The sequence below is a fragment of the Rhodococcus sp. 06-235-1A genome (genome assembly GCF_002258785.1).
Classification (GTDB): Bacteria; Actinomycetota; Actinomycetes; order Mycobacteriales; family Mycobacteriaceae; genus Rhodococcoides.
In genome coordinates this window covers 214,814-240,072 of sequence record NZ_NOYI01000011.1, presented here as the reverse complement: position 1 = coordinate 240,072, position 25,259 = coordinate 214,814, and the positions used below count along the sequence as shown (strand labels likewise).

General features: G+C 61.2%; 22 protein-coding genes. 2 read left to right on the top strand and 20 right to left on the bottom strand.

From position 1 onward, the window contains the following. Positions 1-246: 246 nt before the first annotated feature. The gene (locus CH275_RS10375) at positions 247-966 is read right to left on the bottom strand and encodes a hypothetical protein (protein WP_143546751.1); all 720 of its coding nucleotides are present in this window, start codon (positions 964-966) and stop codon (positions 247-249) included. A 982-nt stretch (positions 967-1,948) separates the two neighbouring features. On the opposite strand from CH275_RS10375, the gene CH275_RS10370 reads away from it, so the two are divergent. Together CH275_RS10370 and CH275_RS10365 are read left to right on the top strand one after the other, a co-directional pair. Further along, a complete protein-coding gene (locus tag CH275_RS10370; protein ID WP_094677772.1) occupies positions 1,949-2,188 on the top strand; it encodes a hypothetical protein in 240 nt (79 codons plus the stop codon). An 80-nt stretch (positions 2,189-2,268) separates the two neighbouring features. After that, entirely contained in the window at positions 2,269-2,559 is a 291-nt protein-coding gene (locus CH275_RS10365; protein ID WP_094677770.1) for a hypothetical protein, read from the top strand. Positions 2,560-2,929: 370 nt separating this feature from the next. On the opposite strand, the gene CH275_RS29465 is transcribed toward CH275_RS10365, so the two are convergent. The 19 genes from CH275_RS29465 to CH275_RS10275 all read right to left on the bottom strand — a co-directional run bounded on the left by CH275_RS29465 (position 2,930) and on the right by CH275_RS10275 (position 25,250). Beyond that, positions 2,930-3,088: a hypothetical protein gene (locus CH275_RS29465; RefSeq protein WP_179276098.1), complete on the bottom strand. Its 159-nt coding sequence runs from the start codon at positions 3,086-3,088 to the stop codon at positions 2,930-2,932. A 12-nt stretch (positions 3,089-3,100) separates the two neighbouring features. Next, on the bottom strand, positions 3,101-3,349 hold the full coding sequence (locus CH275_RS29190; RefSeq protein ID WP_143546750.1) for a hypothetical protein: 249 nt from the start codon (positions 3,347-3,349) through the stop codon (positions 3,101-3,103). 150 nt (positions 3,350-3,499) lie between these two features. Then, a complete protein-coding gene (locus tag CH275_RS29780; protein ID WP_143546749.1) occupies positions 3,500-3,892 on the bottom strand; it encodes a hypothetical protein in 393 nt (130 codons plus the stop codon). 483 nt (positions 3,893-4,375) lie between these two features. Then, a complete protein-coding gene (locus CH275_RS10350; RefSeq protein WP_094677764.1) occupies positions 4,376-7,132 on the bottom strand; it encodes an FtsW/RodA/SpoVE family cell cycle protein in 2,757 nt (918 codons plus the stop codon). Next, positions 7,129-7,977: an FHA domain-containing protein gene (locus tag CH275_RS10345; RefSeq protein ID WP_179276096.1), complete on the bottom strand. Its 849-nt coding sequence runs from the start codon at positions 7,975-7,977 to the stop codon at positions 7,129-7,131. The genes CH275_RS10350 and CH275_RS10345 overlap by 4 nt, the downstream gene beginning before the upstream one ends. A 71-nt stretch (positions 7,978-8,048) precedes the next feature. Beyond that, positions 8,049-9,080 (bottom strand): PP2C family protein-serine/threonine phosphatase, encoded by a 1,032-nt coding sequence (locus CH275_RS10340; protein ID WP_179276095.1) that lies wholly within the window; start codon positions 9,078-9,080, stop codon positions 8,049-8,051. A gap of 404 nt (positions 9,081-9,484) precedes the next feature. Then, positions 9,485-11,899, bottom strand: coding sequence for a DUF4407 domain-containing protein (locus CH275_RS10335; RefSeq protein ID WP_094677758.1), 2,415 nt, complete (start codon positions 11,897-11,899; stop codon positions 9,485-9,487). A 79-nt stretch (positions 11,900-11,978) separates the two neighbouring features. Then, complete coding sequence (locus tag CH275_RS10330) at positions 11,979-13,124, bottom strand: DUF4407 domain-containing protein (protein ID WP_179276094.1); 1,146 nt, start codon at positions 13,122-13,124, stop codon at positions 11,979-11,981. Positions 13,125-13,138: 14 nt separating this feature from the next. After that, a complete protein-coding gene (locus tag CH275_RS10325) occupies positions 13,139-13,750 on the bottom strand; it encodes an NYN domain-containing protein (protein WP_179276093.1) in 612 nt (203 codons plus the stop codon). A 306-nt stretch (positions 13,751-14,056) separates the two neighbouring features. Next, positions 14,057-14,584 (bottom strand): hypothetical protein, encoded by a 528-nt coding sequence (locus CH275_RS10320; protein WP_143546748.1) that lies wholly within the window; start codon positions 14,582-14,584, stop codon positions 14,057-14,059. A gap of 591 nt (positions 14,585-15,175) precedes the next feature. Then, positions 15,176-15,304 (bottom strand): hypothetical protein, encoded by a 129-nt coding sequence (locus CH275_RS29970; RefSeq protein WP_256990961.1) that lies wholly within the window; start codon positions 15,302-15,304, stop codon positions 15,176-15,178. A gap of 260 nt (positions 15,305-15,564) precedes the next feature. After that, the gene (locus tag CH275_RS10310; protein ID WP_143546747.1) at positions 15,565-15,906 is read right to left on the bottom strand and encodes a DUF3263 domain-containing protein; all 342 of its coding nucleotides are present in this window, start codon (positions 15,904-15,906) and stop codon (positions 15,565-15,567) included. A 757-nt stretch (positions 15,907-16,663) separates the two neighbouring features. Beyond that, positions 16,664-17,578, bottom strand: coding sequence for a dioxygenase family protein (locus CH275_RS10305; RefSeq protein ID WP_256990960.1), 915 nt, complete (start codon positions 17,576-17,578; stop codon positions 16,664-16,666). Further along, positions 17,575-18,654, bottom strand: a complete 1,080-nt coding sequence (locus CH275_RS10300; RefSeq protein WP_094677744.1) for a maleylacetate reductase — start codon at positions 18,652-18,654, stop codon at positions 17,575-17,577. The genes CH275_RS10305 and CH275_RS10300 overlap by 4 nt, the downstream gene beginning before the upstream one ends. After that, positions 18,654-19,856, bottom strand: coding sequence for an FAD-dependent monooxygenase (locus CH275_RS10295; protein ID WP_094677742.1), 1,203 nt, complete (start codon positions 19,854-19,856; stop codon positions 18,654-18,656). The genes CH275_RS10300 and CH275_RS10295 overlap by 1 nt, the downstream gene beginning before the upstream one ends. Positions 19,857-20,024: 168 nt before the next feature. After that, positions 20,025-21,494, bottom strand: coding sequence for an aldehyde dehydrogenase (locus CH275_RS10290; RefSeq protein WP_094677740.1), 1,470 nt, complete (start codon positions 21,492-21,494; stop codon positions 20,025-20,027). A gap of 2 nt (positions 21,495-21,496) precedes the next feature. Further along, the gene (locus tag CH275_RS10285; protein ID WP_094677738.1) at positions 21,497-22,486 is read right to left on the bottom strand and encodes an alpha/beta fold hydrolase; all 990 of its coding nucleotides are present in this window, start codon (positions 22,484-22,486) and stop codon (positions 21,497-21,499) included. Further along, entirely contained in the window at positions 22,483-23,811 is a 1,329-nt protein-coding gene (locus tag CH275_RS10280) for an MFS transporter (protein WP_179276091.1), read from the bottom strand. The genes CH275_RS10285 and CH275_RS10280 overlap by 4 nt, the downstream gene beginning before the upstream one ends. Then, entirely contained in the window at positions 23,808-25,250 is a 1,443-nt protein-coding gene (locus CH275_RS10275) for an aldehyde dehydrogenase (RefSeq protein WP_094677734.1), read from the bottom strand. Before CH275_RS10275 ends, CH275_RS10280 begins: the two co-directional genes overlap by 4 nt. Between the last annotated feature and the right edge of the window lie 9 nt (positions 25,251-25,259).

Below are 25,259 nucleotides of genomic sequence, written 5' to 3'. Positions count from 1 at the left end.
GGATCTGGTGGGCGCTGCGCGCCCACCGCCAGAAGCCGGCCGCCAAGGCGGCCTCATGCGGACTTTCCTTGCCGGGCGCTGCGCGCCAACGGCCAACGGGTCAACTATCTTGGTTGTCTCCCAATATGTTTCATATCAGGACACTTTCGGACCGCTGCGCGCCCCGACCGATGAACCGCATCCGCAGTGGGGCACGCTGCGCGCACCCCACTGCGATACTGCTTTACTACTCCCCCACAGTGAAATTCACATCAAGATAGGAGAAATTGTCCCGTAGATGCTGCCCCGTACATCGTCGAGATCTACGGACTCGCCCGCATCTTCTTGGCTACGCGCCGGTCGCGTCATTGTTAATGAAACTGTGACATCAACTGTGACATCGAAGTCACGTTCTCGGCCTTCGAGCCCCCACTGTTCGCAGAACCTCTCGAACTCGCTGCAAAGACTGTTCTCGTCCGCCCATTCGCACGCGGACTCGTTCAACCGTCTAACCCACTCGTGATGGTTCGCACGCTCGGTATTGGCGCTTTCGCGTACGGCCTGCAAGGTCCGTTCGACAGCGGCCCGTTCGTGGATGGGCCGCACGTACTCACCGAACCACGCGGGAGCGGTACCCGGTGAGACTGTGACCGGTGAGATGTCACGTGGACGCACCAACCCCGTCCAGCTCTTGTAGGTGTGCTCGACGGCCATCAACGGCTCACGCCACACGACAGCAACGCTTGCATGGGTCTCGGTGGCATTGCGCTCGTCCACCGAGAACCATCCTGACGCGGCGATACCGCCGCTTCCGTCACATATCTGTACATAGGCCCCCTCTGCGGGGTATCCCGCAACCAGGGGCTTTGGCAAGGCTTCGAGCACGACGGCCCGGTTCGACCAGTCGGCACCCCCTAGAGACCCGTTGTCGAAGGCCACCTCGAGCACGGACGCAACTGGTAACACTGAATCGACGATTGATGTCATGGCAGATTTCAGCCTCTCAATTTGGGTGACGGATGGTCAGTCCGCCGATCAACAGAACGCCTCTGAATCTACCATCGAAACGCCTGCATTGACAGACGCAAGAATCTTCGAAATATGTTGGCAAACAGAGCGTTTGGGATCACAACTATTGACAGGACGCAACCCGGCAGCAGCCTCAATTGTCCCCGGCGCACTCGGTGCCGGGGACAGGGTGCGCCCTGTCCGAAGCCAATGCCGGAATAGGATCGCTCACGTGCCGCGGCCCCTTCCTCTTCTCGACGACTCCGTCTTCACTTCCTCCGGATACAAGCGGAGTACCAAAAGAGTGGGACCCGATCTCGACGACGACTGCCTCTGCGGATCCCGCCGGCGGACACGGTCCTGCCATGCAACTGCAGCCGGTCGCTGGATCGCCTCGGAACCGCCACCCCTCCTGAACGATGCTCGCACTGGCTACGCACACCCCGAGTGCTTCGGCCAGGCGGGAGCAGACTGTTCCGACAAGATCAGCCGAGAGCATTGGATCAGTGCCAACATTCACCGACAGCTGCACATCGACGGAAAAGCACCCATGCTCAGCGGGGCACCGTGGCTGCATGGAGCATCGAAATCGGTAGGCACAAAAGCACTAGCCTCGAAGATCCTCTGCGAGCGCCACAACAATGCACTGTCACCTTTGGATTCCATTGCAGGACAGTTCTTTCAGGCAGTACGAGACATGCAGCTGTCATTGGCGAGCAAGACAGCCCCTTTCCTGGGGCCGGCCGACGATCATTTCCTCCTTCTCAGTGGACCACGACTACAACTCTGGCTCCTCAAACTTGTTCTGGGGGGCGTGGCCTCACACTCATTCGGCGCAGGCGGGACACCCCTGAAATCAGTCAGAACACAACCAGGAGTTGCGCTCCATGATATTTTGTGGCGCGGAGCAGTCTTTCCTAACCGATGGGGACTCTATGCTCGAAGGCACCGAGTCGATTCCATGGGCACGCCAGAATCCATCGGCGTCATCAACCACACAATTGACGACGAGGTATGGGGTGCGACAGTTCAATTCGGGGCACTCAACCTGAACCTCGGCCTTGGGGTGCCCGAGAACAGCGCGACGGTACAACCTGCTTCGTATCGCTTCGACAGACCCTCGACAGACGTCCAGAAGTACATTGCGCTTGCCTGGCCAGAGGACGGCCACGAACCCATCAGTTACTCGAACCTTGGCTAGCCCACGGCGCGGCCGCTCCGCCGCCAACAGCGTTGGTAGGTCCCATTTCGACCTCGTATCCGCGATGTATTCTCGCAGGCATGACGCTCACCAGGTCGCTGGACCAGGCCAGTTCTACGATCCACGACGCCGGCCTCCGCATTCAATCTCTGCAGTCCACACTGGACGGCACCAAGCGAGACCTTGCGCAAACGCAGGAGGAACTGGCTCGCCTAGCTCTCGTTCTCGACACCTACGCTGCAGCTACCGAGGCTGGGCAACCTACTGAAGGGAACCAGCTCAGACTGATCTCAGGAGCACTTGCTGCCGCAGCACAGAGCCTCACTAAGTCGTCCGACGCGCTTCGCGACGACGTGATCGCAGGCATCTAGCTAGCAGGTGTCCGCCCCTTGGTCTCGGTCTCTGCTTCTCCGCGACGAGCTCGCCGGGCTTGCCAAGTACCTGATCGAACTGCATCACTCGACAACCCGGTTTGGAGCTGGTTTGCCGCCAGGCGGGGAAGCCGTCGCTCGACACAGTTCCGCAGCCCCGCCCCATAGCCCTGCAAGAGGATTGCCCACCCAGCGTAGTTAATTGAACGACCCTCGACGTTGCGCACGTGACAACAACAGTGACCCTTCGTGAATTACTGAGCAGAACTCATCGATCCTGTTGAGCACCGACTCGGCCGGGGACGATTGCACTGTGATCCACACTGGAACCGAAAACTTTCGTATCCATTCCCACGTCTCACGGGATCTGCTAGCGGCCCACAGCAACAACACTATTCGGGTTCACGCTGTTGATGTTCGAGGTCCGATCGAACTGCGCCGCGATACCGCTGATCTCGTCCTCGAACAGCAACTCGCACGCGCTCGACGAGTCGCGTTGACCGAACGTCCGTACGCGCAGCCGTGGCACGAATATTTGACCTCACTCGGCGACGGAGATCAGGAGTTTCTTGATCTGATAGAGGCGGCGTCCCAGCAGCTCGTAGCCCGGTCCGGACGCGCCGAGGTAGTTGCGAAGGTGTGCTTGGCTGTAATGCTCGCGTCTGGGTGTGTGGTTCGGCCGGCGTTCGACGGCGGAGCGCGGACGACCAATCGTGCAGCCGAGTCGGCCGACGGTCAGGACGACATGGCAGCGTTCCCGGAAACGTGGGCGGCGCGAGACGTCACTCAAAATAACAGGCTGGTGCTTGCAGTGGGATCGCTTCCTGCGAGCGATCCCACCTTGGCGGACGCCCTGATCACTGCGGTCGTACAGCCGTGCCGAGTCAGTGTGTTTCGCCCGCAATCTTGACGGAACACGGCGATACGCCCGGACAGTGACTTAGTCGAGCGATCCCAGGCGCGAGTCTTGCCGATGATCGTGGAACGACAGCATGTTGTGCGCGACGATCCACTGTAGAAACGAATCCGGGAGAGCGTGAATGGCGTCGGCATCGACGTGGTGCCCGACTTGGGTCAGGGCGTGACGGAAAAGCAACACCTTCTGACGCTCGCCAGCGAGCCCGGGCCTGCTCGCCGAAGGCTCGAAACGCGGCGGCCACTCCAGAAGATCGCTGAAGTGCCATTCGATAAGCTCTAGTGCGGCGAGATACTCCTTGTGAGCCTTGGTCCCCGGCACGACCTTTGGGAAGAAGTACTCGTCAGTGGTGTCTTCTCCGGCTGTGAGACCGGTTTCTAATTCGCCCGGAACATAGTTCGGGGAGGTCGGTGGCAACCGATGCACCCTGCCCGGATGTACGAGAACCCAGACTGCCTGCTCGTGGGATGTCGTTTGACCGCGTTCCAACGGTCCCGAGCAATCGACTCGGAACGACGTGGGATCCGTTGTCACGAAGAAATTTTCGTTCATTCTCAGCGCTCTAGCGGTTGCGTGACCCCACCACTGGATATGGCAGCCCCCGCGCTGCTTGGTCCTAACCTGCGTCGCGTCCGCCCTCTCCGTGATCAAAAAACTGTTCCGAGAGAACGCCTTATGCGCATCCGGCACATCGAGTCGCGTGTATCCGTCGGTGATGTTCTTGGTGGGCCTACCGATTTCGAGGCGGTCCCCTTCCTGCAGCTGGAACGCAGGTCCGACCTGTTTCGGCGGGCTGAACCTTACGACGGGGACGCGACGGTTGTTCGCACCGTCATCTCGGTACTTGACGATGTCCGAGGCCCACACTTCGACCGTGGTGTAATTCGTTGTCGTCATGAACTATTTCCCCTGCGTTCTTTGTGGTTTGCGACACGGGTCGATATCTTCTCGTACTGCGTCGATTGCCGCCACCGCTACCTCGGCTGCGACGGGAGCGGCATCCGCTGCACCGGATCGAGGCGACTGTTCACCGCCCAAGATTCGGACGGCGATGACTATTCCGGGGTTCTCTGCCGGCGCGAGTGCGACTACCCAACCGTCGTAGGAACCGCGGTCGTCATCCGCGGTGCCGGTCTTCGCGGCGACCGGCATGTAGAGATCCCCGAGCTCGCCTGCGTGTCCGTCCTGCACCACCGCCCGCATACCGTCGAGCACGGGTGCGGTAACCGGGTCGTCGAGAACGAGTGCGGTCGCCGGTGGCGACGTAACGGAGTCGACATCCAGCTGGTCGTCTGTGCATTGCCCTAGCTGCACCCGCGCTCGGGGTAGAGCTCCGTTCGTCGCGAGTCGGCCCACCGCCACGGCCATTTCGTACGGTGATGCGCGGACGTCCTGCTGACCGAATCCCGTGCGCGCAAGCACATCTGGGTCATCGCCGACGCCTCCCACGACGATGCCGGGGTGAGTCGGGAAGTCGGCGGAATCGGCGGAATCGGCGGAGAGCACCGCGGTCATCTGGGTGATCGACTGCAGACCGGTTCGGATGGCGATCTCGGCGAATGCGGTGTTGCTGGACTCCGCAAGTGCCTGGGTCAAATCGCCGCCGCCTTCGACGTTGCCGGCGTTGTGGACGATGCCGACCCCGCCCGGGGGTGTGTATTCGTCGCGAACCGGCGTTGTGGTGTTCTGTCCTGCGCTCAGGGCGCTGGCTGCGACGATGGTTTTGAACGTCGATCCCGGTGCGCTTTGCGAATACACCGCCGGGTAGCCGGCGTCGTAGGAATGTTGGTCCGAGCGGCGTGAGTAGAGGCCGAGGATACTGCCGTCCTTTAGGTCCAAGGCTACGACGTCCCCTTCGTATCCGCGGGTTTCGAGACCGTCGCGGGCAGCGGTCTGGACCGCTGAATCGAGGGAGGTGACCATTGTCGGTGATTCGCATACCTTCTTGACAACAAGGTGTTCCAGCCACGGTCGTAAGCAAGTGCCGGCGCTCATGTTCGTGGCGACGAAGTAGGCGGCGTCGATGTCTCCGTTGAGCTGCGGTATCGACGACTCCAGGGTGCGGGTTTGCACGTCGGCATCGGTGGTCGCGTCACGCATCGTCGATGGGACGAGGAACGGCGTCCCGTCGCGGAAGACAACCGGGCCGGGGTTTCGTGACGCGGCGTCCTGGGCTGCGGTTCGTGCGGGAACTTCGGGTGCGACGGTTTGCCAGGCAACCAAAGTGATGACGATCAACCACAGTCCGAGGATCGCCCACTTCGTTCGGTCGACGCGTGCGACAACGCGGAGTTCGGGGACGCTTGGAACCGGCCGCCAGCGGTGGGATCCGATGCCGACGATAAGCCCGACGGCGATCCACATACAGGTCAGCGAGCTTCCTCCGTTGGAGAGGAACGGGACGACCATCCCCGTGACAGGCACCTTGTTGATGGTGGCGAGCGTGACGTACAGGGCTTGCACGGACACCATGGCTGCCAGGCCGGTCGAGATCAGGCGTGGCCCTGCGCTGGTGGCACGGATTGCCGACAGCCAGCAGGCGGTGACCAAGGCACCGAATAGGCAACAGATTGCTATGACCACTATCGCTCCCCGTTCCTCTCCGATGCCGGCGAGGACGAAGTCGTTCTCTACGTTGGCGACGTCGAGCGGGGATCCGTTGTTGAAGCCGGTGCCGAGCCAGCCTCCGGTCGCGAACGACCGAAGTGCCGCGCCTGTGTTCTGAAGCTGTCCGTCGGACGTGATGGGGTTCAACATCTGGTCGATGCGGGCGCGGAGCTTTCCCACACCGAAAAAGGTTGCGACGACGAGGACTGTACCGACGGCCGTGAAGCCGATCCAGACGCGCGGTGGCGGGCCGCACACGATCAGCATGACTGCTACTGCACCGGTGAGCACAAGTACCGGACCGAGGTCGGATACGTAGCCACCGAGGGCCGCGGCGAAGGCGACCGGCCAGCAGGCTAGCAACGCGGGCGTAACCCTTCCGGCTCGCAGCGCTGGTCCCGCGGCATACAGCATCGATCCCAATCCGATGATGATCAGGATTCTGGCCAGATCGCCTGTCTGTCCGACGAAGGGCCCGACGGATATCCAACCGGGGGCACCGTTGACTAGTACGCCGATCCCGGGCATGAGGGGAAGCGTCAGTGCGACACAACCTGCGACCGCTACGCCTGTCCCCGTGATCGAGCGAGCGGTGGTGTTCCACGTACTGCCGATCCACGCAGCGACGAGGAACGCGGCCACCCCGACCATGGCCCACCGCGCCTGGTCGACGCCGCTATCCGGATAGAGCCTCTCCGCCGTCACGGCACCGAGGCACGTGAGGGTCCAGGCGGCGACTGGGATCACGAGGGAGGCGGATGCGCCCACAACGCGCCGAACGAACGCACACAACACGATCGGAACCGCCGCTGCCGCCGCGACGTAGAGCAACGAATGCTGCACGGACCAACCCAGCTGGGCTGCTGCAGTCAGCACCAGCAGCGCGGGAGGTCCCCCAAGAGCCGCGAGGTCGCTGGAACTCTGCCCGCCGCTGAAACCGGGTGCGCCGCCACCTGCTGGTCGAGTCGCCACCGCTTCCGCGTGTACCCGCAGGAGGGCGAGAACTGTGAGCGCCAGTACGGACAGCGTCGCGAGCATGTCGGCGATCATCTCGACGCCCCCGAGGCACTTCGTTTCACCAGACGTATCCGGTCGTGCTTTCCCAGTCGGATCACGCACTCGGACGTCGCCGCCCTCGGTTCGCGGGGGGCCACCCGGCTGTTGTCGAGCCAGGTGCCATTGGTGCTGTTGAGATCTTCGACTTCGACCACCTGAGCGGCGGGATGCCAGCGCAGGGCAGCGTGTGCCCGTGAGACGGTCCGCGAGGAAACGACAATGTCGGATGTGGAGGATGCGCCGACCACGTAGCGTCGACCCTTGCGAAGGGCGACGCGTCGACCGTCGGGCAGGTCGGCGAACCACAGCTCGGAGGCGTCACCCAGCGCGACATCGGTGATGTCGTCCTCGCCGCGCGGCCGGCGAGGGACGTCGCCGACTTGGTCGGTCGGAGAGTCGTCGCCGTCGGGATAGCGAAGTACTACCTCGACATCTCGTCGGCCGAGAGCCGGGTTTGCGCGGAGGGAGAACGCAACGCCGGAGTAGTTCCACGATTCTGCTTCAGCACGGGCGGCGAGATCTTCTCCCAGTTCACGGGAGAACTGCGCCCAGATCGGCACGACGCGTTCATACATCTCCGGAGCGAGTTCGAGGAGCACGCCTACCGGCATGAACTTCGTTCGAGCGGTGCCGATCGCACCGCTCACGATCTTGTCCAGAACCCGGACACTAACGTTTTCGGGGGTGGGTAGAGGAACCCGAAGACGCTCCTGCACCGTCTTGGAGACGGCGCGAGGAGCGTTCCCCGCGAAAGTGCCCTGTGCGCGTTGGGTCCGAACCACTTTCACAATGACAGCGGCTGTAGCGACCAGTACTGCGATGATGATCAGAGCAGTCATACTTTCCTCCTCGGTCGAGGAAAGCATGACGTGCTACGGCCTTCACGAACAGAACCGATGGATTCTGTAGTTCACGCGCGCTGGATTCGGCCCACGATCACTGTGATGTTGTCGGTCGCACCGGTTTTGGCAATTTCAACGAGGCGTTCTGCGATGTGAATCGTGGAGCGTTGTCGCGCCTCCACCAACGTTGATTCGATGTCATTCTCGTGCAGTGAGCCTTTCCACAGACCGTCCGTGGCGACGAGCACGATGTCGCCTGGTTCTGCCTCGTGGGCCCACACATCGGGCGTGACCGACCGCGCACCACCGATACTGCGTGTGAGCGTGTTGCCGGTCGAATGGTCTGCCGTCAATCTTCTCAGTCGCCGACCTCGCGCAGGAAGAATGTAGACGCGGCTGTCACCGACATGGGCACCGTACAGATAGCCGGTTTCATCCAAGTGAACGATATCCAGAGTCGTTGCTCTTCCTCGATCCGCGGGGTCGTCGTCCTGGCGCGCGCGGACGTCGGTGTTCGCACGCGTAACCGCCGACGCCAGACTCATGCCGTCTTCCTCGATCGCATCGCGGACTGCCCGCAGCGCAGCGCGAGATGCTTGACCGCCGGCAGACCGCCCGCCGACCCCATCGGCTATACCCAGCAAAGACCCGCTGAGGATCGCCCAGTCCTGATTTTCTTTACGCGGGCCGGCGTCCGTCGCGCTGTCGGCGTCGAAGAAGAGTGCGCCACCGCCGCCGCCGCCGGGAAACGACAGTATTCGACCTACTGTCGATTCCTCGGTATCGATCCGGTCTGTCGATCGGCCGAACAACCGGTCAAGGGCTCCGCCTCGGGTGCTCGTACTGGGCTCGCCACGATCGTTTACGCGAGACGCAGGGGGCACACCGATATCGGTCATTTCGCTTTGCACAGAGTCGGTTTCACCGCCGAGTGGAACGTGACGGGTGACGGTCAGGCTGTCCGGGTTGACCGTTGCACGAGGCGCACTGAAATCGTCCGGACTCGCTTGCCGTAGCACCCGGTCGGGACCGAACGGTTGCGGTGCCGGTGTTCGCTCCGGCCGGCGTTCATCGTGGAAGTCGAACGGGTTGCGAGACATGTCATTCCGATCGTCGCGGCGGGGGGAGGCGGCCTGTGATTGTGCCACAGGATCGAAGCGATCGTGTTCTGTCTGTTCCTCGCGATCGGTCCATGAAGCACCGGCCTGGGACCCAATCCCTTGCCCACGTTCGCGGCGATACTTCAGGTCTGAAATGCCAATACCAGCAAACCGCCACACCATCAGTGGGACAACACTTCCCACGAGAAAGACTGCCAGTGCGGCGTTGTCACGGACGAAGTCGATTCTCCCCACACCGAAGACCAGCACAGCGACGAAAACGATCCACAAAGCAGCGCAGGCTATCCGGGTACGCAGTGCCTCGCGGATCCCGATCTTCGCGGGCGGAACTGGCGAAGAGTTGGGGACCATCGCACGTGCCTCTCTCAGTGGTAGATGCTTGTTCATCGTATGCCCCTGACCGTCGAGTCGAGGCGTGCCAGAGCGTCCGACATCACGGCTTCGTCACCGCGGTTCTCGAGCAGCGCACCGGGGTCGGACAGGCTCTCACCCTCGGCCAACGTCAGAGCAGTGCGATCAACTCGGTCGAGCGGGTTGTTCGATAGCCATCGTTCGACGAGATCAGCAAGCGGCGTAGGCACACCGGGGGTGATGACGTCCAGCCGGGGCGCGTCAGGCCTGGTCTTTTCCAGCCACCGTCGGTACTCGTCCGATCGGCGGTCGACTTTGCCGTCGTCGAGCAGGGGCATGTCGACCCAACGGGACTCGGCAAAGTCACGCGGGTACGCCCCCGAGATGAGCCGATAGACCATTGCGCCCACTGACCACAGGTCGCACAGTGCCGTTTGATGGCCGAGTCCGCGCCCCGGGAGGATCTGTTCGATCGCGGCGTAGTTGTACGTGCCGGTGAAGGTGGAGTCCATGTCGGTGAACCCTGCTTGATCGAATGCGCGGGTCGCTCCGGCGATACCGAAGTCGGTGAGCACAGCGTGAGGTTCTCCATTGATCAAGTCGACAAGGACGTTGGCAGGCTTGATGTCGAGGTGCAGGAAGCCGGCGCGGTGCGTCACGAGCAGAGCTTCCAGCGTCTGGTGGATCAACTCCAGCAGTGGGAGTATCGGCACCTCGTTACCCCATCGGTCCTCCACGTACTTCTTCATATCGCCCAGCGGGTAGTGCCTCATGACGATGAACGGTCTCTCGGAATCGTCGTCCAGCTGCACGTCTTGTCCACTGACTATGTCGACGACATGGTGCCGACCCAACGGAATGAGCCGAGCGAGAACGTCGCGTTCGAGCCCTTTCAACGCTGGCTGCTTCGCCGGCGCAAACGCAGGATCGATTTTCCCGATCTTGGCTACGAAGTATTCCTCCCGAGTCGTTTGGTCTTCGTCCTCACGCTCTTTTCTGGTGCACAGCCAGAGGTCGTACCACCGTGTTCGAGCGTCCGGGAGTGGTTCCACGAGCTGGAATTTGTCCCCGTCAGTCGTTCGGAGGACGTATCCGGGTCCGACACCGTTCGTCGGTTCGGAGTCCGGGTCGACGAGTGTCTCCGGCTCGTCGAGAACATCGTCACGGGCGTTGGTCGGGGATTGCCAGCGCCCCCGAATGTCGTCGGCTTGTTTCTCGAAGACGTCGGTGAAGAACGCGCGGCGTTGATCGGCCGCGGGCTTCTTCCATCCCCTCTGCTTTTCCAGGAAGTGTGGAACAGCGTGCACAGAGTCGTTGATCTTCTCAGCCAGTTCGTTGTTCGCGTCGATGCTGTCCTTGCGGACCCGCGCGTCATGACCGGTGGTGCCGCCGACGAACTTCGCGGTCAACGGCACCAGATCGATGCTGGCGAGCACGATGAACAACAGGATGCGCACTGCCCAGATAGTGGTTCCGTGTTCTCCGGAGGCAAGTGAGGACAGCGCGACGATCCGACGCAGTAGCCCGTTCTGGCTGGTGTCAGCCGCGCTGGGTACCGGTACAGCGTTGACCTGTTCGCTGACCAGAATCTGTGCTTGGCATGTATCGATGGCCTGCTGTGTCAGGTCAGTGCTCGTCGGTCCTTGGCCGCACGCTTGCAACTGATCGGGAGTGAAGCCTGATGGTTTGAGTATCACCGTGTAGTCCTGGCGCGCAGCGACTGCTCGCTGAAGCGCTTCGTTTGCTCTCGCGACGGCTGCGGAGGCCTCTTGCCCTTCTGCGCCGAGCCCCGGGATGCCGGTTCCCGTCTCGCAGTCCGGTGCCGGGTTTGATTCGCACTTGAGCACGCGATTCGCGTCCTCGACCTGTTTCGTCGCGGCATCGACCGAGGCCGTGAGACGGTCGACGGCTGTGTTCGGGTACTCGATTTGCTCTTTGTACCTCTGCTCTGCCGATGCCTTGGCATCGAGCCGAGCCTGGTTGTACTCGTTCTGCTGCCGGACTGCTGCAGCATTGTTGTCTCGATCGACCTGCGCTGAGATCTCGTCGTCGAAAAGCGTCAGCTCAACGCCCTCGGCCATCAAGATCGCGATGCCCGCGGCGAGGAGGAAGCGCACGAAGAACAGGCTGAATTTGCTCTGCCACCGCGACGAGGTAAGCGGCCGGGAAACGATCAGGCGGTCGACGTTGAACACGACGATCGTCCACACCACTCCGATGGCAATCACCAGCGCCAGCGGCAGATTCGAGTAGCCAGTGGTAGCGAGCAGCACTGCGGAAATGCCTGAGATGATCGAGGTCACGATGACCGACATCCCCAGGCTGCAGTACCAGTTGAGCTCCGCTTTTTCCTTGATGTGCATCCAGTTGGCACCGCAGCAACCGAGTAGAAAGCGTGCGATGGGGCCGGGCCGAGTGATCGTGTCCGGTCGGGTGGGGGTTGTCATGGCCGTGGCCTTTCCGAATGCTGCTGAACGCCGACGGGATCGGCATCACGATGGTCGCAGGTGTTGAAGTAGCTAGAAGTCATCCGCGTCGGCCGCTCTGCACGAGAAACAACAGAGGTAGGAGATCCACGCTGACCAGAACGAGGAACAGTCCCACCACGACGAGCCAGACCGGGCCCGCGTTCTCGGAGTTCCACAGCAGGGATCCGAATGCCTCGAGGTGCGGGAGAAGCCCATTGCTTGAGCGCGTGGGTGGGTGCTCGAGGGTGAGTTGGTCGACGCTCGATTCGACCAGCAGCATGCCCTGACAGCGGTCGGAATCGTAGGGCGTCAACTCGGTCGTCTGTTTCGGGTAGCCGCACGTTGCAAGTTGGACTGCGTCAAAGGGGGCAGGCACTGGAAAGACGGTGTACTCGGCAAGCCGTCGCTGGGCCGAGGTGCGCTCAGCGATGACATCAGACAGTTCTTTGCTCGCCGACTCCGCCCTCGGGACCACCGACACGTTGCCTGTACCACTTGAGCAGTCGGGCGTCGTTCTCTCGCACAACGCTATTCGCCGGGCTTCGACCTCATGGATCTCGAGACCGGAGACTGCGTCCTGCAGGCTGTCTCGCATCTGCTCGGGTTGCGCCAGTTGCTCGGCGTACATCCTCGACGCGACATCGCGGTTGGCTTCTCGGCTGCGGTACCACTCGTTCAAGTCGTCTTGTTGATGCATCGCCACGTTCACCGCGACCTGAGAGCGAACCTCTTGCCCGAAGATCGCCATCCCGAACACCCAGGAACCCGTCCCGGCAGTGAGCACGCTCACGGACGCCATGACGGCCACACTGACGAGATGCGATCCGGTTCGTCGCGACCGCGCGAACACCGTGGACGCCACGGTCGCCACCACGAGGCGGCGATACGAAAAGTAGAGGGCGGCAACAACGACGCTGACGATCGATGCCCACACAGGACCCATGTCGGCAAGCCCTGCAATGATCGTCGCGCTGAGCGCGACGATCATTGTCGAGAACAAACCCGCTACTCCGACGCTCTGCAGCAGAGTCCATGTACCAACGGGCGCAGTACGTACGTACGTCGGGCCGGCGCACCACACGAGCGCCTGGGAGAAACGACTCGGCCCGTACTGGCCGCTCAATTCATCACCCCCTCGCTCGACTTCGCCGCCGACCGACCCGTCCGGATAGACCGTTGGCTCCTCGTCGTCGTAGGACGTCACGCTGCTTTCCCCGCTCATTGCGCTGCCCGATCGGTAGTCCGTAACTGCGGCCGACTATCGGCCATCCGCGCTGCGAGCACGGCGACACCCGAGCTGCGCTCGGACGCACGTGGGACACGCCGCGCTGCGATCGTCGGATGCTCGCAGCGCGCCTCGACAACACGGTTTGATCCACGAAGACGGATCAGATCGTCACAGCTGCAGTACAGTTCGGCGCTCACACCGACGCCGGAGGCAACGACCTGAACGACTCGAACGCCGGCAGCCCGGAGCGCGCGTGCAAGCGGTGCGAAGATGTGGTCCCCGGACGCGATGATCACCTCATCGTGTTGGTGAGCCACCCTCTCCACATCCACCGAATCGAGCAACGCGAGGTCCGCGGCATCCGGCGCGGACGTGACACCGATACGCCGAGCGTTCGCCGGGACGGCGAAGAATGCCGGCGCGGCATGTCGCCAGGCTGCGGCGACCGTAATCTGGTCACGCTCTCCGACGCCCACATCGGTGACGTAGTCCCCCCACCAGGCGGAGCATCGGACAGCGGAAACGTCGCCGGACACCATGTTCTCGATGTCGAGCAAGTGCAACCTGGATGGATCGATTCGGCTAGCCCGGTCGTCGCTCATGACTTCTCCGATCTCCGTCAGGACCCGCATATACGGGGTCTGACAATGATCAAACTGGAGGAGAGGCGACGACAACAGAATCGGTGCGTCCCCTTTGCCCGGGAACCATGAATGCAACTACAGAACAACTGTTTGGCCGATGTCAACGGCTCAAGCTCTGCACGCCGAGTCCCACGATATCTCGCGAGGTCGGTGGGGTAACCGCGTTTCCGCACATCCGAACATTTCGCTGCTTGGTTCCCCCGCGTAGAACGTACGTCGACGCGAATCCCATTGCTCCTTTGAGTTCCGTTACGTCGAGCATTCTCAACACAGGTCTTCGACAGCGATCGGTCGGCGTGTGGGCTTTCGATGGTGAGCAGCAGCTGGGACGACCAGGCCGTGGTGGTTGCCCGATGCGGTCACGGTGCAGAGAGCGTCGCTGACCGATCGTGCTGTCGAACCTCCGCCCCGTAGCTCTGCGATGAACGGGGTGATCACCGCGTGGTGGCGGCCGCCGGCGGACACGGTCGACAGCGCCTCTGACGTTCGATGATTCTTCGATTGGCCCCGTAACACCGACACGAAGGGCTCTAGTGCCGGGACCTGCCCCTCAGACGGCCGTGATCTTGCCGGCCGGTAGTCGAACAGCGTGCCGTCGCCTTCTCTCGCGTCCTCGGTCTGCGGCCGTGCCCAGTAGCGGTCGATGCCGGCCTGAATTCGTGCGATCGTTTTCGGCTTCAGGGGACGAGTGCGATCCCCTATTCGCTGGCCAGTCTTGGTCCAGTCGATGATGGTCGATGCAGGCAGCCAGTCGGGCTCGAGCACGGTATCGGCACACGCACGTGCGGGCATCGATAGGAGTACTGGCTGCGGTACTTGCCCACAGCCAGCGCTGGGTTCTTCCAGGCCTGCAGCGCACGCACGGGCCCGCAGCGAGAGCAGGTTGCCGGTGGACGGACCACGGTCTCGAAGTCAAGTGCCCGGTTGCCGGCCTTCCAGAAGCGGAGCTTGGTGTCCCGAAAGTCCAGGCAGATGAGGCGATGTTCGGAACCGAGGGCGTGCATCGCCGCGATCCATGGCCTGTAGAGAGGCCATGCGTAAATCTCGACGACGTTCCCGACGAAAACCAATTCGTATCGGTGGTACTCGGTGAACCGGACGACGTCCCACATCGTCGCCCTCGACCGCTGTACGGCCTCGGACGGCAGGTCGTCTGACAGTAACGAGATCTGCGCGGCGAGGCGTTTGTCGCCGCGAGCATTGGAGTGCCAGGTGCATTCAGGGCTGAACCATCCGATTGTCGTGCGCCTACCCGGCGCTCGGTTCGACATCGACAGGCCGGGTTTGTTCTGGCCTGCGCGAGCGCTGGCTCTGCAGGGTTGGCAAGTGTGGACGGCCGTGTGGAACATGCCGATGGACCAGCCGGCAGAGGAGCGCCAAGAGCTAGTGGACAGTGCCGTTGACCACTTCGTCGATCAGGTCGGTGGACTCCCCCATCTCGTGGTTGGCAAGTCGGTCGGCACCCTCGCCGCAGGATGGGTCGCTGACCACAGCGTTTCTGGCTCTGGACAACCGTCCACTTGCGCGTGTTAGTCATGCTGGAGAGGATGGCGTCGAGTACGGCCGACTTGAAAGCAAAGAGTGCCAAAGAGTTCACAGGAAGCTCGACTAGTACATCGAGCACGCACTCCGACACGTCGATCGCCGAGACCGTGGGTCTCCATAGGTCGGAATCCCCGCTCCGCCACGGACCCGCAGCTTCGGACCGAGTCAGGGACAACTGCATTCCCCAGCATGCGAACGCCGGGCTGATGCTACGCTGCGCGGCACGATCACGACGAGCCCCACATACGGCGTCGCGCAATTGCTTTGATGCGGGCCACCATGACCGGACTGAGTCCGCGACCGAACACGCTGCCGGGGTCGCGGTCGCGGTCGCGGTCGCGGTCGCGGTCGCGGTCGCGGTCGCGGTCGCGAATCATGACGATATCGCGGTAGAACTCTCGGGATGTCATGCCGAACCGGGCGCGGATGTCCTTGTCCGGTCCGCCGCCGTGGTTCACCCACCGCAACGCGTAGTCGATCATCGAGTGGTCGCGCTCGGAATACTCGGCTTTGGAGTTGCTGCCGGTGTTCGGTGATCTGAATTCGGGGCGTTCTGCCATCATTGTCACCCGTCGATCCCCTGTCGTCGATGATGGCCGGGCCGGGCCTTGCCAGGGCGGCAGTTCCTCAATCTATGTGAACTTCCTTACCCTGGCGTGCTCTCTACGTCCGTTGCTACTGGTACTCCGCCTTCCGCAGTCAGCGTAGCCACTGACAGTCCGAAGGCATCAACGATCGTTCCGATCGAGCCTGTCGAACCATACCGGCGAGGAAAGGTCAGGTTCCACGAAGGCGATCCAGGTGATGGATTCGGTGCTACGGCCCGACGACCTGGACCGGCCAAAGTGGCGGGCACCGGTTCTCGGGATCGGCTACAGCCCCGCCGAATCTACGACAGCAGATCTAATCGAGCAGCACCGTGAGGTTGCGTTTGACGACGAGGCGTATTCGCCGCCCCGCATTTCGCGGTGATCGCTGCGGCGTAGACCAAACCGCCCCGGCAGGAGTTGTGGGGCGCGCCAGCCAGGTCCGGTGGGCGCACGCGATGTATGTGGCAGGTGCGAAATCCATGCCGCGTCGAACTCGTAACCAGCAGCGCGCGTCCGGCCGCGTAAAGATGTCTTATCTGACATGGTCGGCGTGGAGGTTTCGTCTGCCGGACGGCACAACGTGCCAACTTGACGATGTTTTTTGTATGTGGGATATGCCCGCGAGCGTTCAGGTAATGGAGGTGATCAACAAGTGCGGCTTACCGGCCCGGTTTGGCATACGGCGGTCGCAAAGGAGCGAACTCAGCGCTCTTCAGCTTACGTACGCATATATATGCTATGTCACCTGTGAGGCGCTTGTTGATAGGACGATATCGAACCGTGCGGAAGTCCATCCGGACGCTATCGTTTCCCGACCACCAGGGGGAATTGAGTTGTTCGGCATTTCGATAAAATCGACAATGAGGGATTTACGCACACCGAAAACGCTATCCGTCTCCAGATATTTGTCGCCCTGCACGAAAATGTGAGTTGCCAGCGTTCTTTTTCCTGGGGCGGTCACCATGAAGTGCAAATGACTCGCCCGCATGGGAGAGCGACGCGTTGCTTCGAGTAACTGCCCTACCGGTCCGTCGCACGGGATCGGATACGGAGTAGGAGTCAAGCCCCAAAAACTATACCTGCCTTCATCATCCGCGAGCAGATGTGCGCGACCTGCTACACGTCGGTCGGGATACTGCACGTCGTACAGTCCGTTCTCGTCGGCTTCCCACACTTCGATTCGTGCGCCTGGAACAGGCGAGCCGTCCGTCGACGTGATTCGACCCTCTATCCAGCAAGGTCTCCCTGGTGCACCGCCGGAGATGTCACCACCAAGTTCTACGAGCGGGGAGTTTTCAACATAGAATGGACCGAAAACAGTTGCTTCGGTGGCACTACTATGGGCTTCGTTGTTCACCATGACAGTTTGCATGGATACTCCGAGGACATCGGAGAGTAGGATGAATTCTTGTCGATCGGAATCGGTAGCATGGCCGACCTCGGTAAGGAATTCGATAGCGACACGCCACTCTTTTTCAGTCAGCCGGACCTCGCGCACGAACTCGTGTAAGTGTCGAGTTAGCCTAGTCATCAAGAGTTTGAGTCGTGAATTTTGGGCATTATTGAAACTAGATAGTGCCGTCTGGGTCAATTGCGATTCGCGGCGTTGCTGTTCGTGGCCGTCTGAGTATTCTTGATTTGATTCGGTCACTGCAAAAATGCCTTTGCGGTCGGAGGTTTGCCTGACCAGGCGTGCGATAGAAGTGTTGTCAGGTCAGACACGGAAACTGGGCGTGGCGTCACGGCGGGAATGAGGCAAGCGATTTCGTTAGCAGCGCGCTCTATGTCGGACTTGGAGAACCCGATTTCGCGTAGATTGCGAGGCGCACCGATTTCGGATCTCAGCGATTCAAGACCCTCCAGCGCCGACGCGGCTTTTAACGCCGCTGCGATACGCGTTTCGGCCTCAGGCACAGCAGGACCGAGCAACGCCAACACGTAGGGTAATACCACCGCGTGGGTACTGGCGTGGGGAAGTCCATAGGTACCTCCCAGCAGATGACAGATCTTGTGATGTAGACCGGAACCGGCCGAGGAGAAGGCCGTGGCGGACAGGTAAGAACCGAGCATTGCGCTCTCCCTACCTGACCGTGACTTTCCGAGACTCTGTTTGATGTCAGGCAGTGCTTGGTTCAACAGATGTATCCCCTCAGCCGCCAGAGCATCAGCAATCGGGTTGACATTTGGCGACCACATCGAATCGACGCAGTGGGCTAGAGCGTTGAGACCGGACACCATTGACGTGTCGACCGGAAGCGACAACGTCAACTTTGGATCGTAGACAATGGTGGCGGGCAGTACGTTGATGTCCGTCCCGGTGCTCTTGCGCTCGCTGTCAGTGATTCCCCACATCGGTGTGGCTTCAGATCCGGCGTAGGTTGTCGGCACCGCAATTATCGTTGTGCAGGTTTCGAGCGCGATTGCTTTGGCCAAGCCGGTGCTCGATCCTCCGCCGATACTCACTATCAGGTCAATTTCGTGTTCTATCGCGGCGGCCGTTGCCGTGGTGACGTTCTGGCGGGGTACGTGCGGGGCGATGTCGTCCCACCGCAGTCTTATTTCGGGACCGGGCGTGAGCTGCCGCGAGCGAACCATGTCGCGTCCGCTGGCGACTATCATAATCGACTTGGCGTCGAGTCGAATGAATTCTTCTGCAAGATGCTGTTGGGCGTAACCCCATCCGAACAGAACTCGTTGCGGCTGGCTTGTGTACACGAATGCAGGCATCAGCGGACTACCAGGTTTTCATCGAGTTCGGCGTCGTATCCATAGAGCCATGCGTTTTGCAGGAGGGGGTCTGCGGTTTCGAGTCGCAAGTCGCGAAGCTGCTGATCGTGACCGTCGGGAAGGTGGTTCGTGTCTTTACGTGAACGGCTCAGTTCTTGAATCCTGGTGGTGCGAGGGCGGCGGATATTCTCGTAGTGGAACAGGGCTTGCTCCGGATCCGAGAGATTGCCGACCAGACAGTGAGCCAAGGCGGCCGCATCTTCGATAGCTTGGGCCGAGCCTTGCGCGAGAAATGGAAACATCGGGTGTGCGGCATCACCTAGGAGAGTCATCCGCTTGGTCGTCCACCGATCGAGTGGGGCTCGATCCAGCAATGCCCATCGGCCAGGATTTCTGACCGAGGAGATCAGGTCGATCAAACGTGGATCCCAACCGTCGAATTCTGCCAAGAATTCGTCGACAGTCGAGGTCGCATTCCAGTCTTCATCGAACATGCCCGCTGCGGGTGCGACGGCGATAATGTTTATCATCGAGCCGGCGGAAACAGGGTAGTGCACAAGATGGCGTCCTGGCCCGATCCATAGCGTTTGCACCGGCCGCCGGGTGAACATCGGAGCCTCCTGAGCCGGAACGAGGGCGCGAAATGCGCACAGTCCCGAGTATTCAGCCGGGGTCGGTGTGGCAATCAGTCCGCGGATGGTGGAGTGAATTCCATCTGCACCGACTACGATGTCTGCCTTCTCGAAGGAACCGTCCTGGAATCGCAATCGCAGCGCGTCACCTCGTTCTTCGACATCGATCAGTCGAGAGGACAACCGAATCATGTGGTCGGGTATGGCGTTTCGTAAAGTTTGAAGAAGGTCGGCTCGGTGGGTCACATACGACCGCTCGCCGTACAACTTGGCACAGCGGTCTGCCATGTTTTCCGCCGAGAGCACACGCCCGTCCTCCCATCGACGGAATTCCCAACCGATGTCGAGTGGGACAGCGCTGTCGAGAAAGATGTCGAAGACTCCTAGCCGCCGCAGCATTCGAGCGGAGTTCGGGGAGACAACCAGACCCGCTCCTACCTCGCCCAGATGCTTGGCCTGTTCGTACACCGTTGCTGTCAGGCCCACGCGGTGGAGAAAGGCGGCAGCAGCCAGTCCGCCGATTCCTCCTCCGACGATGGCGATCCGAGGGAAGTTGTTGGAAAGCTTCATGTTGCGGCAGGTCTTTCTGTGGGTGTTTCGGTTCAGCGCTGGCGCGGCGGACGACCGCCTGTCCGGACGAGCTGTCTGTGACCACGGGTCGATGTGGACTGGGAAGCGACGACAGATCAGCTCACTTCGATTGAAACGTGGCGCTTCATTCGAACAACATGCTGATTGTCATATCGGATAGTGACGGTCCTTAGAGGAAATCGTGATCCAGCGGAGCTCGGTAAATTCTTCGAGGGCCGCTTGAGAGCCGAATCGCCCGAAACCGCTGGCTTTGAGACCGCCGAAGGGCATTTGGGCTTCGTCATGTACCGTTGCGCCGTTGATGTGGCAGATGCCCGAGCGAATTCGAGAGGCTGTCTCGAGCGCCTTGCCGACATCGCGAGTGAAGAGCGCTGCAGCCAGTCCGTAGTCTGAGTCGTTGGCCGCGGCGATGGCCTCTTCGACGCCATCGATCTCAATGATCGGAGCAATTGGCCCGAAAGATTCTTCCGAGTAGATCCGAGCGGCTGAGGTGACGCCGGTCAGGACAGTCGGAGGATAGTAGAGGCCGTCCGGACACCCACCGGCAACCACAGTTGCTCCGTGATCGACCGCATCGTCGACGAGCCTTTGGACGGTTGCTACCGCACTCTCGTGCACGATAGGCCCGAGCTGAGTGGAGGGGTCTTCTGGATCACCGACGACCAACGCTTGGGCCCGCCGAACGAGTAGATCGGTGAATTCGGCCGAGATCGAGGAGTCGACAATCAGACGCTCTGTGGACATGCAGATCTGCCCCTGGTTCATGAATGCTCCGAACGAAGCAGCAGCCGCGGCCGCTTCGAGGTCGGCGTCGGCCAGGACGATGAACGGGGCCTTTCCTCCCAGTTCGAGTACCGTTCGCGTAAGATGCTTACCTGCCGTTTCGGCAATAACGCGGCCAACTTTGGTCGATCCGGTGAAGTTCACGCATCGAACTTCGGGATGAGCGATGAGTGCTTCGACAATGTCCGCGGCATCCTCGGGGGCATTTGTCACCAGGTTCGCGGCACCGGCCGGAATGCCGGCGTCGATCAGACAATCGATGATCGCTGCGTGGGTCGCGGGTGTCTCCTCCGATGCTTTGAGAACGACAGTGTTGCCATAGGCCAGCGGCATCGCGATCGCGCGAACGCCGAGGATGATCGGAGCGTTCCAGGGTGCGATGCCTACAACTACTCCGACCGGTTCGCGCACTGCTAGAGCGGTCAGGCCAGGTACATCCGACGGAATTATCTGTCCGACAGTCGAATACACCTGTGCTGCGGCCTCACGGAGCATTCTCGCGGCGAGGTTGACGTTGAAGTGGCACCACGCTGAAGCAGCACCCATCTCCTTACCCATCATCGATGCTATTGCGTCACGGCGGTATTCGAGCAGATCGGCCGCGTTCTCCAGAACTTTGCGTCTCTCAGCGGGCGCTGTGGCGGACCAACCGGGGGCAGCCGCGGCAGCTGCGTCGACAGCTCGCCGCGCGTCCTCCGAGCTCGCAGCAGCAACCCGCGAGATTGGTCGCCCGGTGAGGCGGCGGACTTTGACGGTGTAGCGATGGCCGGTCGGCTCAGAAGCAACGCCTGCAATGTGAAGTGGAATGTTCACCACGTCGTCTTGGGTGATCATGTTCAGGTCCTTGTCTGTGAAGGGTCTGCGCGATTCTTGGGTTCGGTTGGGAAAGCATTCCGGGCGGCTGTCGGGTGATCGTGGTGATCGATACCGGTGAGGAACGACGTTATGACAGCCGAGAGATCCTTGGGGTGACTGATGTTGGGCGAGTGGAGGCAGTCCATCCACTCCGTGGTGCAATTTTCGAGCACGCGCTCTAGATGTTCGGTCCATCCAGGATCGAGAAGTAAGTCGTCCGTTCCGGCCACCAGTAAGACTGGGGTCATACACCCGGAGAGGTGCACCGGCCAGAGGTCCGCCGGCCGGGGTTGCTGAAGTGGCGCTGGTATTTCCAATCCTGGTGATGCAAGAGCGCGGTAGTGGCCTGGTTCACTGGCCCAACGCAGGCGGTCGCCAAGGTGCCGCTCGGCGGCTGGGCCGGTCCCTACCAACAGCGCGACGATGCGTTGGAGGTCTTTCTCGGTTCCATCCCAGTGGCCCAAATTACTCATCGCGAGCGGCGTGCGCCACGGACCGCCGGTACCGGCCACACTGACCACCGACCGAATACGTTGAGATGTTGCGTACGTCGCCAGCATCCGCAGCGCCACCGATCCGCCGAACGAGTTGCCTATTACGTGCACTGGCTCCTCGATCCCGACTGCGTCGAGGAACTGGATCAGATGCTCGATCCGAAAATCATAGGGATTGCGGTCGAAGAACACCGTTTTGTCGGTCCCTCCGAAACCGAGCATGTCAGGTGCGATCACGTAGTGCGTTCGCGCCAGTGTAGGAATTGACGGACCCCACGTCACCGAACTGCACCCTCCCCATGCACCGTCGTGGAGTAACACCACCGGTACCGAGTGACGAGACCCTGCAGTCAAGAATCTGGTGGAGTAGCCAGCGACCGTACAATGTTGTTCGGTGGGAGCGAATCGTGCGTCAGCGTCATCGTGCGAATGTGGTTTCGGGTTGGACGCTTTCGACACATCGCTGGGCGTTGTCATCGGGTTCCTTTGATTGGCCTGATCGCGATCGCGCCTACGACCATGAAGACCGCTGCAGCGAAAAAGATGATCTGGAAATTTCCTTCCGGCGCACCGGGCACTTGTCCGGGATCGCCGGTTGCGAGCAGGACCGTGGCCAGTGCGGGAGCGAGGAGGCTTGGAGCGAGGCTGGCGACGGTGAACAGTCCCATATTCTTGCCTGCATCTTCATCGCCCTGAGGCAGGAGCTCCGATGCAAGCGCGAGGTCGACCGCGACATACGTACCTTTACCGAGACCGTATATCGCGACTCCGAGGAAGAACGCGGTCAGAGAGTGCGCAAGTCCGGCGACGACCATCCCTGTCGCAGCCACGAGCGCAGCAACGGTCACGAATGGTTTACGGATCTGAAGGCGATCCGACAACCAGCCGGCAAACAGGTTGCTGCCTATGCTCATTGCGTTTTCCAAGAGCAACACAGCGAACATTACCGTCGCGATATTCGTCGGATCTATTCCGACCCGAGCCAAGAGAAAATAGGCTTGGTATGTCAGCAGGAAAGTTACGCCCATGAAAACTGCTAGCCGGCTGATCCACATCCACCCGAAGTCCGGATATCGTCTCGGGCTGGTCCAGAAGCTGGATGCCAACTCCCTGACCGACAGCTTCGGCACGTTGTCGCTCGGTTGCTTCCTGTCGGGCAAGACGGCGCAGAGAGCAGCGACCGCGATTCCGGCAAGAACCATCGGGGCGAGAAATCCCCACGCGGGTGATTCAGGGTTGAGCGCGATCAACCCTGACCCAACCGTGGTGGCGGCGCTTTGTCCCATACCGATGAGGCCGCCGACCCTGCCACGCTGGCGAGCAGGTATCTTGTCTGGAAGTAGCGCCGTCACTGCCGCCAGCAGCGCTTGCATGCCGGACTGGGCTATGGTCCAGCCCACCACGACCATGACGAATTCGTCAGCGAGAGTGACTACCGTCAGGCCGACAGCACCTCCAACAATTCCGACGACCATCCACGGTCTGCGCCTACCGAATTTTGATCGAGTCCGGTCCGAGAGTCGACCGAAGATTGGGTTCGCGAAGATGGCCACGGCGGCACCCACAGCCGCCACGATACTGAGAGCGGTTCCTGCGCCGTCTGGATTCATCTCGCGGATCTTGAGGGCAAGAGTGATCGCCATCGGGGTCAGGATGGCGGTCCACGCGAAGAGGTTCGCGATTACGAAGATTGCAATCTGGGCGACACTCAGCTGCTCTGCGTCTTCTGCGTCCGGTCTTAGCGCCGACTCCTCGACCGGACCGAGTCCAGATGTGTCCTTCCGCAGCGGGCGCGCGTTCAACAGAAGATCGTTTGCAGTTGCTGGTACGCGGCGAGCCCTTCAGGACCGAGTTCTCGGCCGACTCCACTGTTCTTGAAACCGCCGAAAGGTGCGGCTAAGTCGGGTCGATAGTGATTGATGCCGATGGTTCCAGTTTGCACTCGATTCGCAACTGCACGACCGCGTTTGGGGTCGTTAGTCCATACCGACCCTCCCAATCCGTAGTCGGAGTCGTTCGCGATCCAGATCGCATCATCGTCGTCCGTGTACGAGACTATCGACAGGACGGGACCGAATATTTCTTCCTGTGCGATAGTGGACCGGTTGTCTACGTCCGCGAACACTGTCGGTTCGACGAACCAACCAGGTCCATCCCCGCGCGGACGACCGCCGCCAACCACCAACCGGGCCCCCTCCTCCTTGCCCTTTGCGATGTACCGTTCGACGCGGTCCCGGTGCGATCGAGAGACCATAGGTCCGATCTGTGTCTCGGGGTCGAGCGCGTCACCGACGCGCAAAGAGGATGCGAGAGTCGCGATGGCATCGACAACTTCGGCGTAGCGCGAGCGAGGTGCGAGAATTCGCGTCCCTAGAAAGCATGTCTGCCCGTTGTTGAACAGGGTCGCCGCGAAGAGTTCCTGACCGATCCGTTCCAAGTTCAGATCGGCGTCATCCAGGACGATAGCGGCAGATTTCCCACCCAACTCCAACGTCACCGGTCGTAGCAATCGGCCACAAACCTCTCCGATCGAACGACCCGCTGCGGTCGAACCGGTGAACGCGACTTTGTCGACGTCACGGTGGCCGACAAGGTAGGCGCCGGCCTCACGCCCGCCTGGAACGACGTTGACGACACCAGCCGGAATATCTGAGGCGTGAACGGCTTCTGCGAACAGCGCGGAGTCCAGGACTGTTTCGGGCGACGGCTTGATCACGAGAGTGCAACCAGCCGCCAGAGCCGGCGCGTACTTGAAAGCCGCCAGAGTCTGAGGAAAGTTCCATGGCGCGATAGCAGCGACAACGCCCACCGGCTGCCTTCGTACCACCACGGGCCCGTTGATTCCGTCACGGTCTTCCTCGACAGGCATCCGCTCAGCAAGATCGGCGTAATAACGCAAGACGCTCACCGGGTGCATGCCCTCAAGATGTCTGGATATCGAAATGGGCATTCCATTTTGGCTGCTGACTCGATGCGCCATGTTTTCGGCGCGCTGTTCCAGCTGGTCGGCGAGGCTTCGAAGCGCCAAAGCGCGTTGTGTAGGTGCCCATGTCGACCACCCGCTGTTGTTGTCGAAGGCCATGCGCGCCGCCGACACAGCCGCGTCGATGTCAGGTTCCGACGCCTCGGGGACCGATCCTATTTGAGCGCCCGTGCTGGCGTTGGTCACCTTGATTCGGGCCTCGGTGGACGGGGCCACCCACTCCCCACCGATCGACAACCGATCGTACGTGATCAACATTCAGAGCTC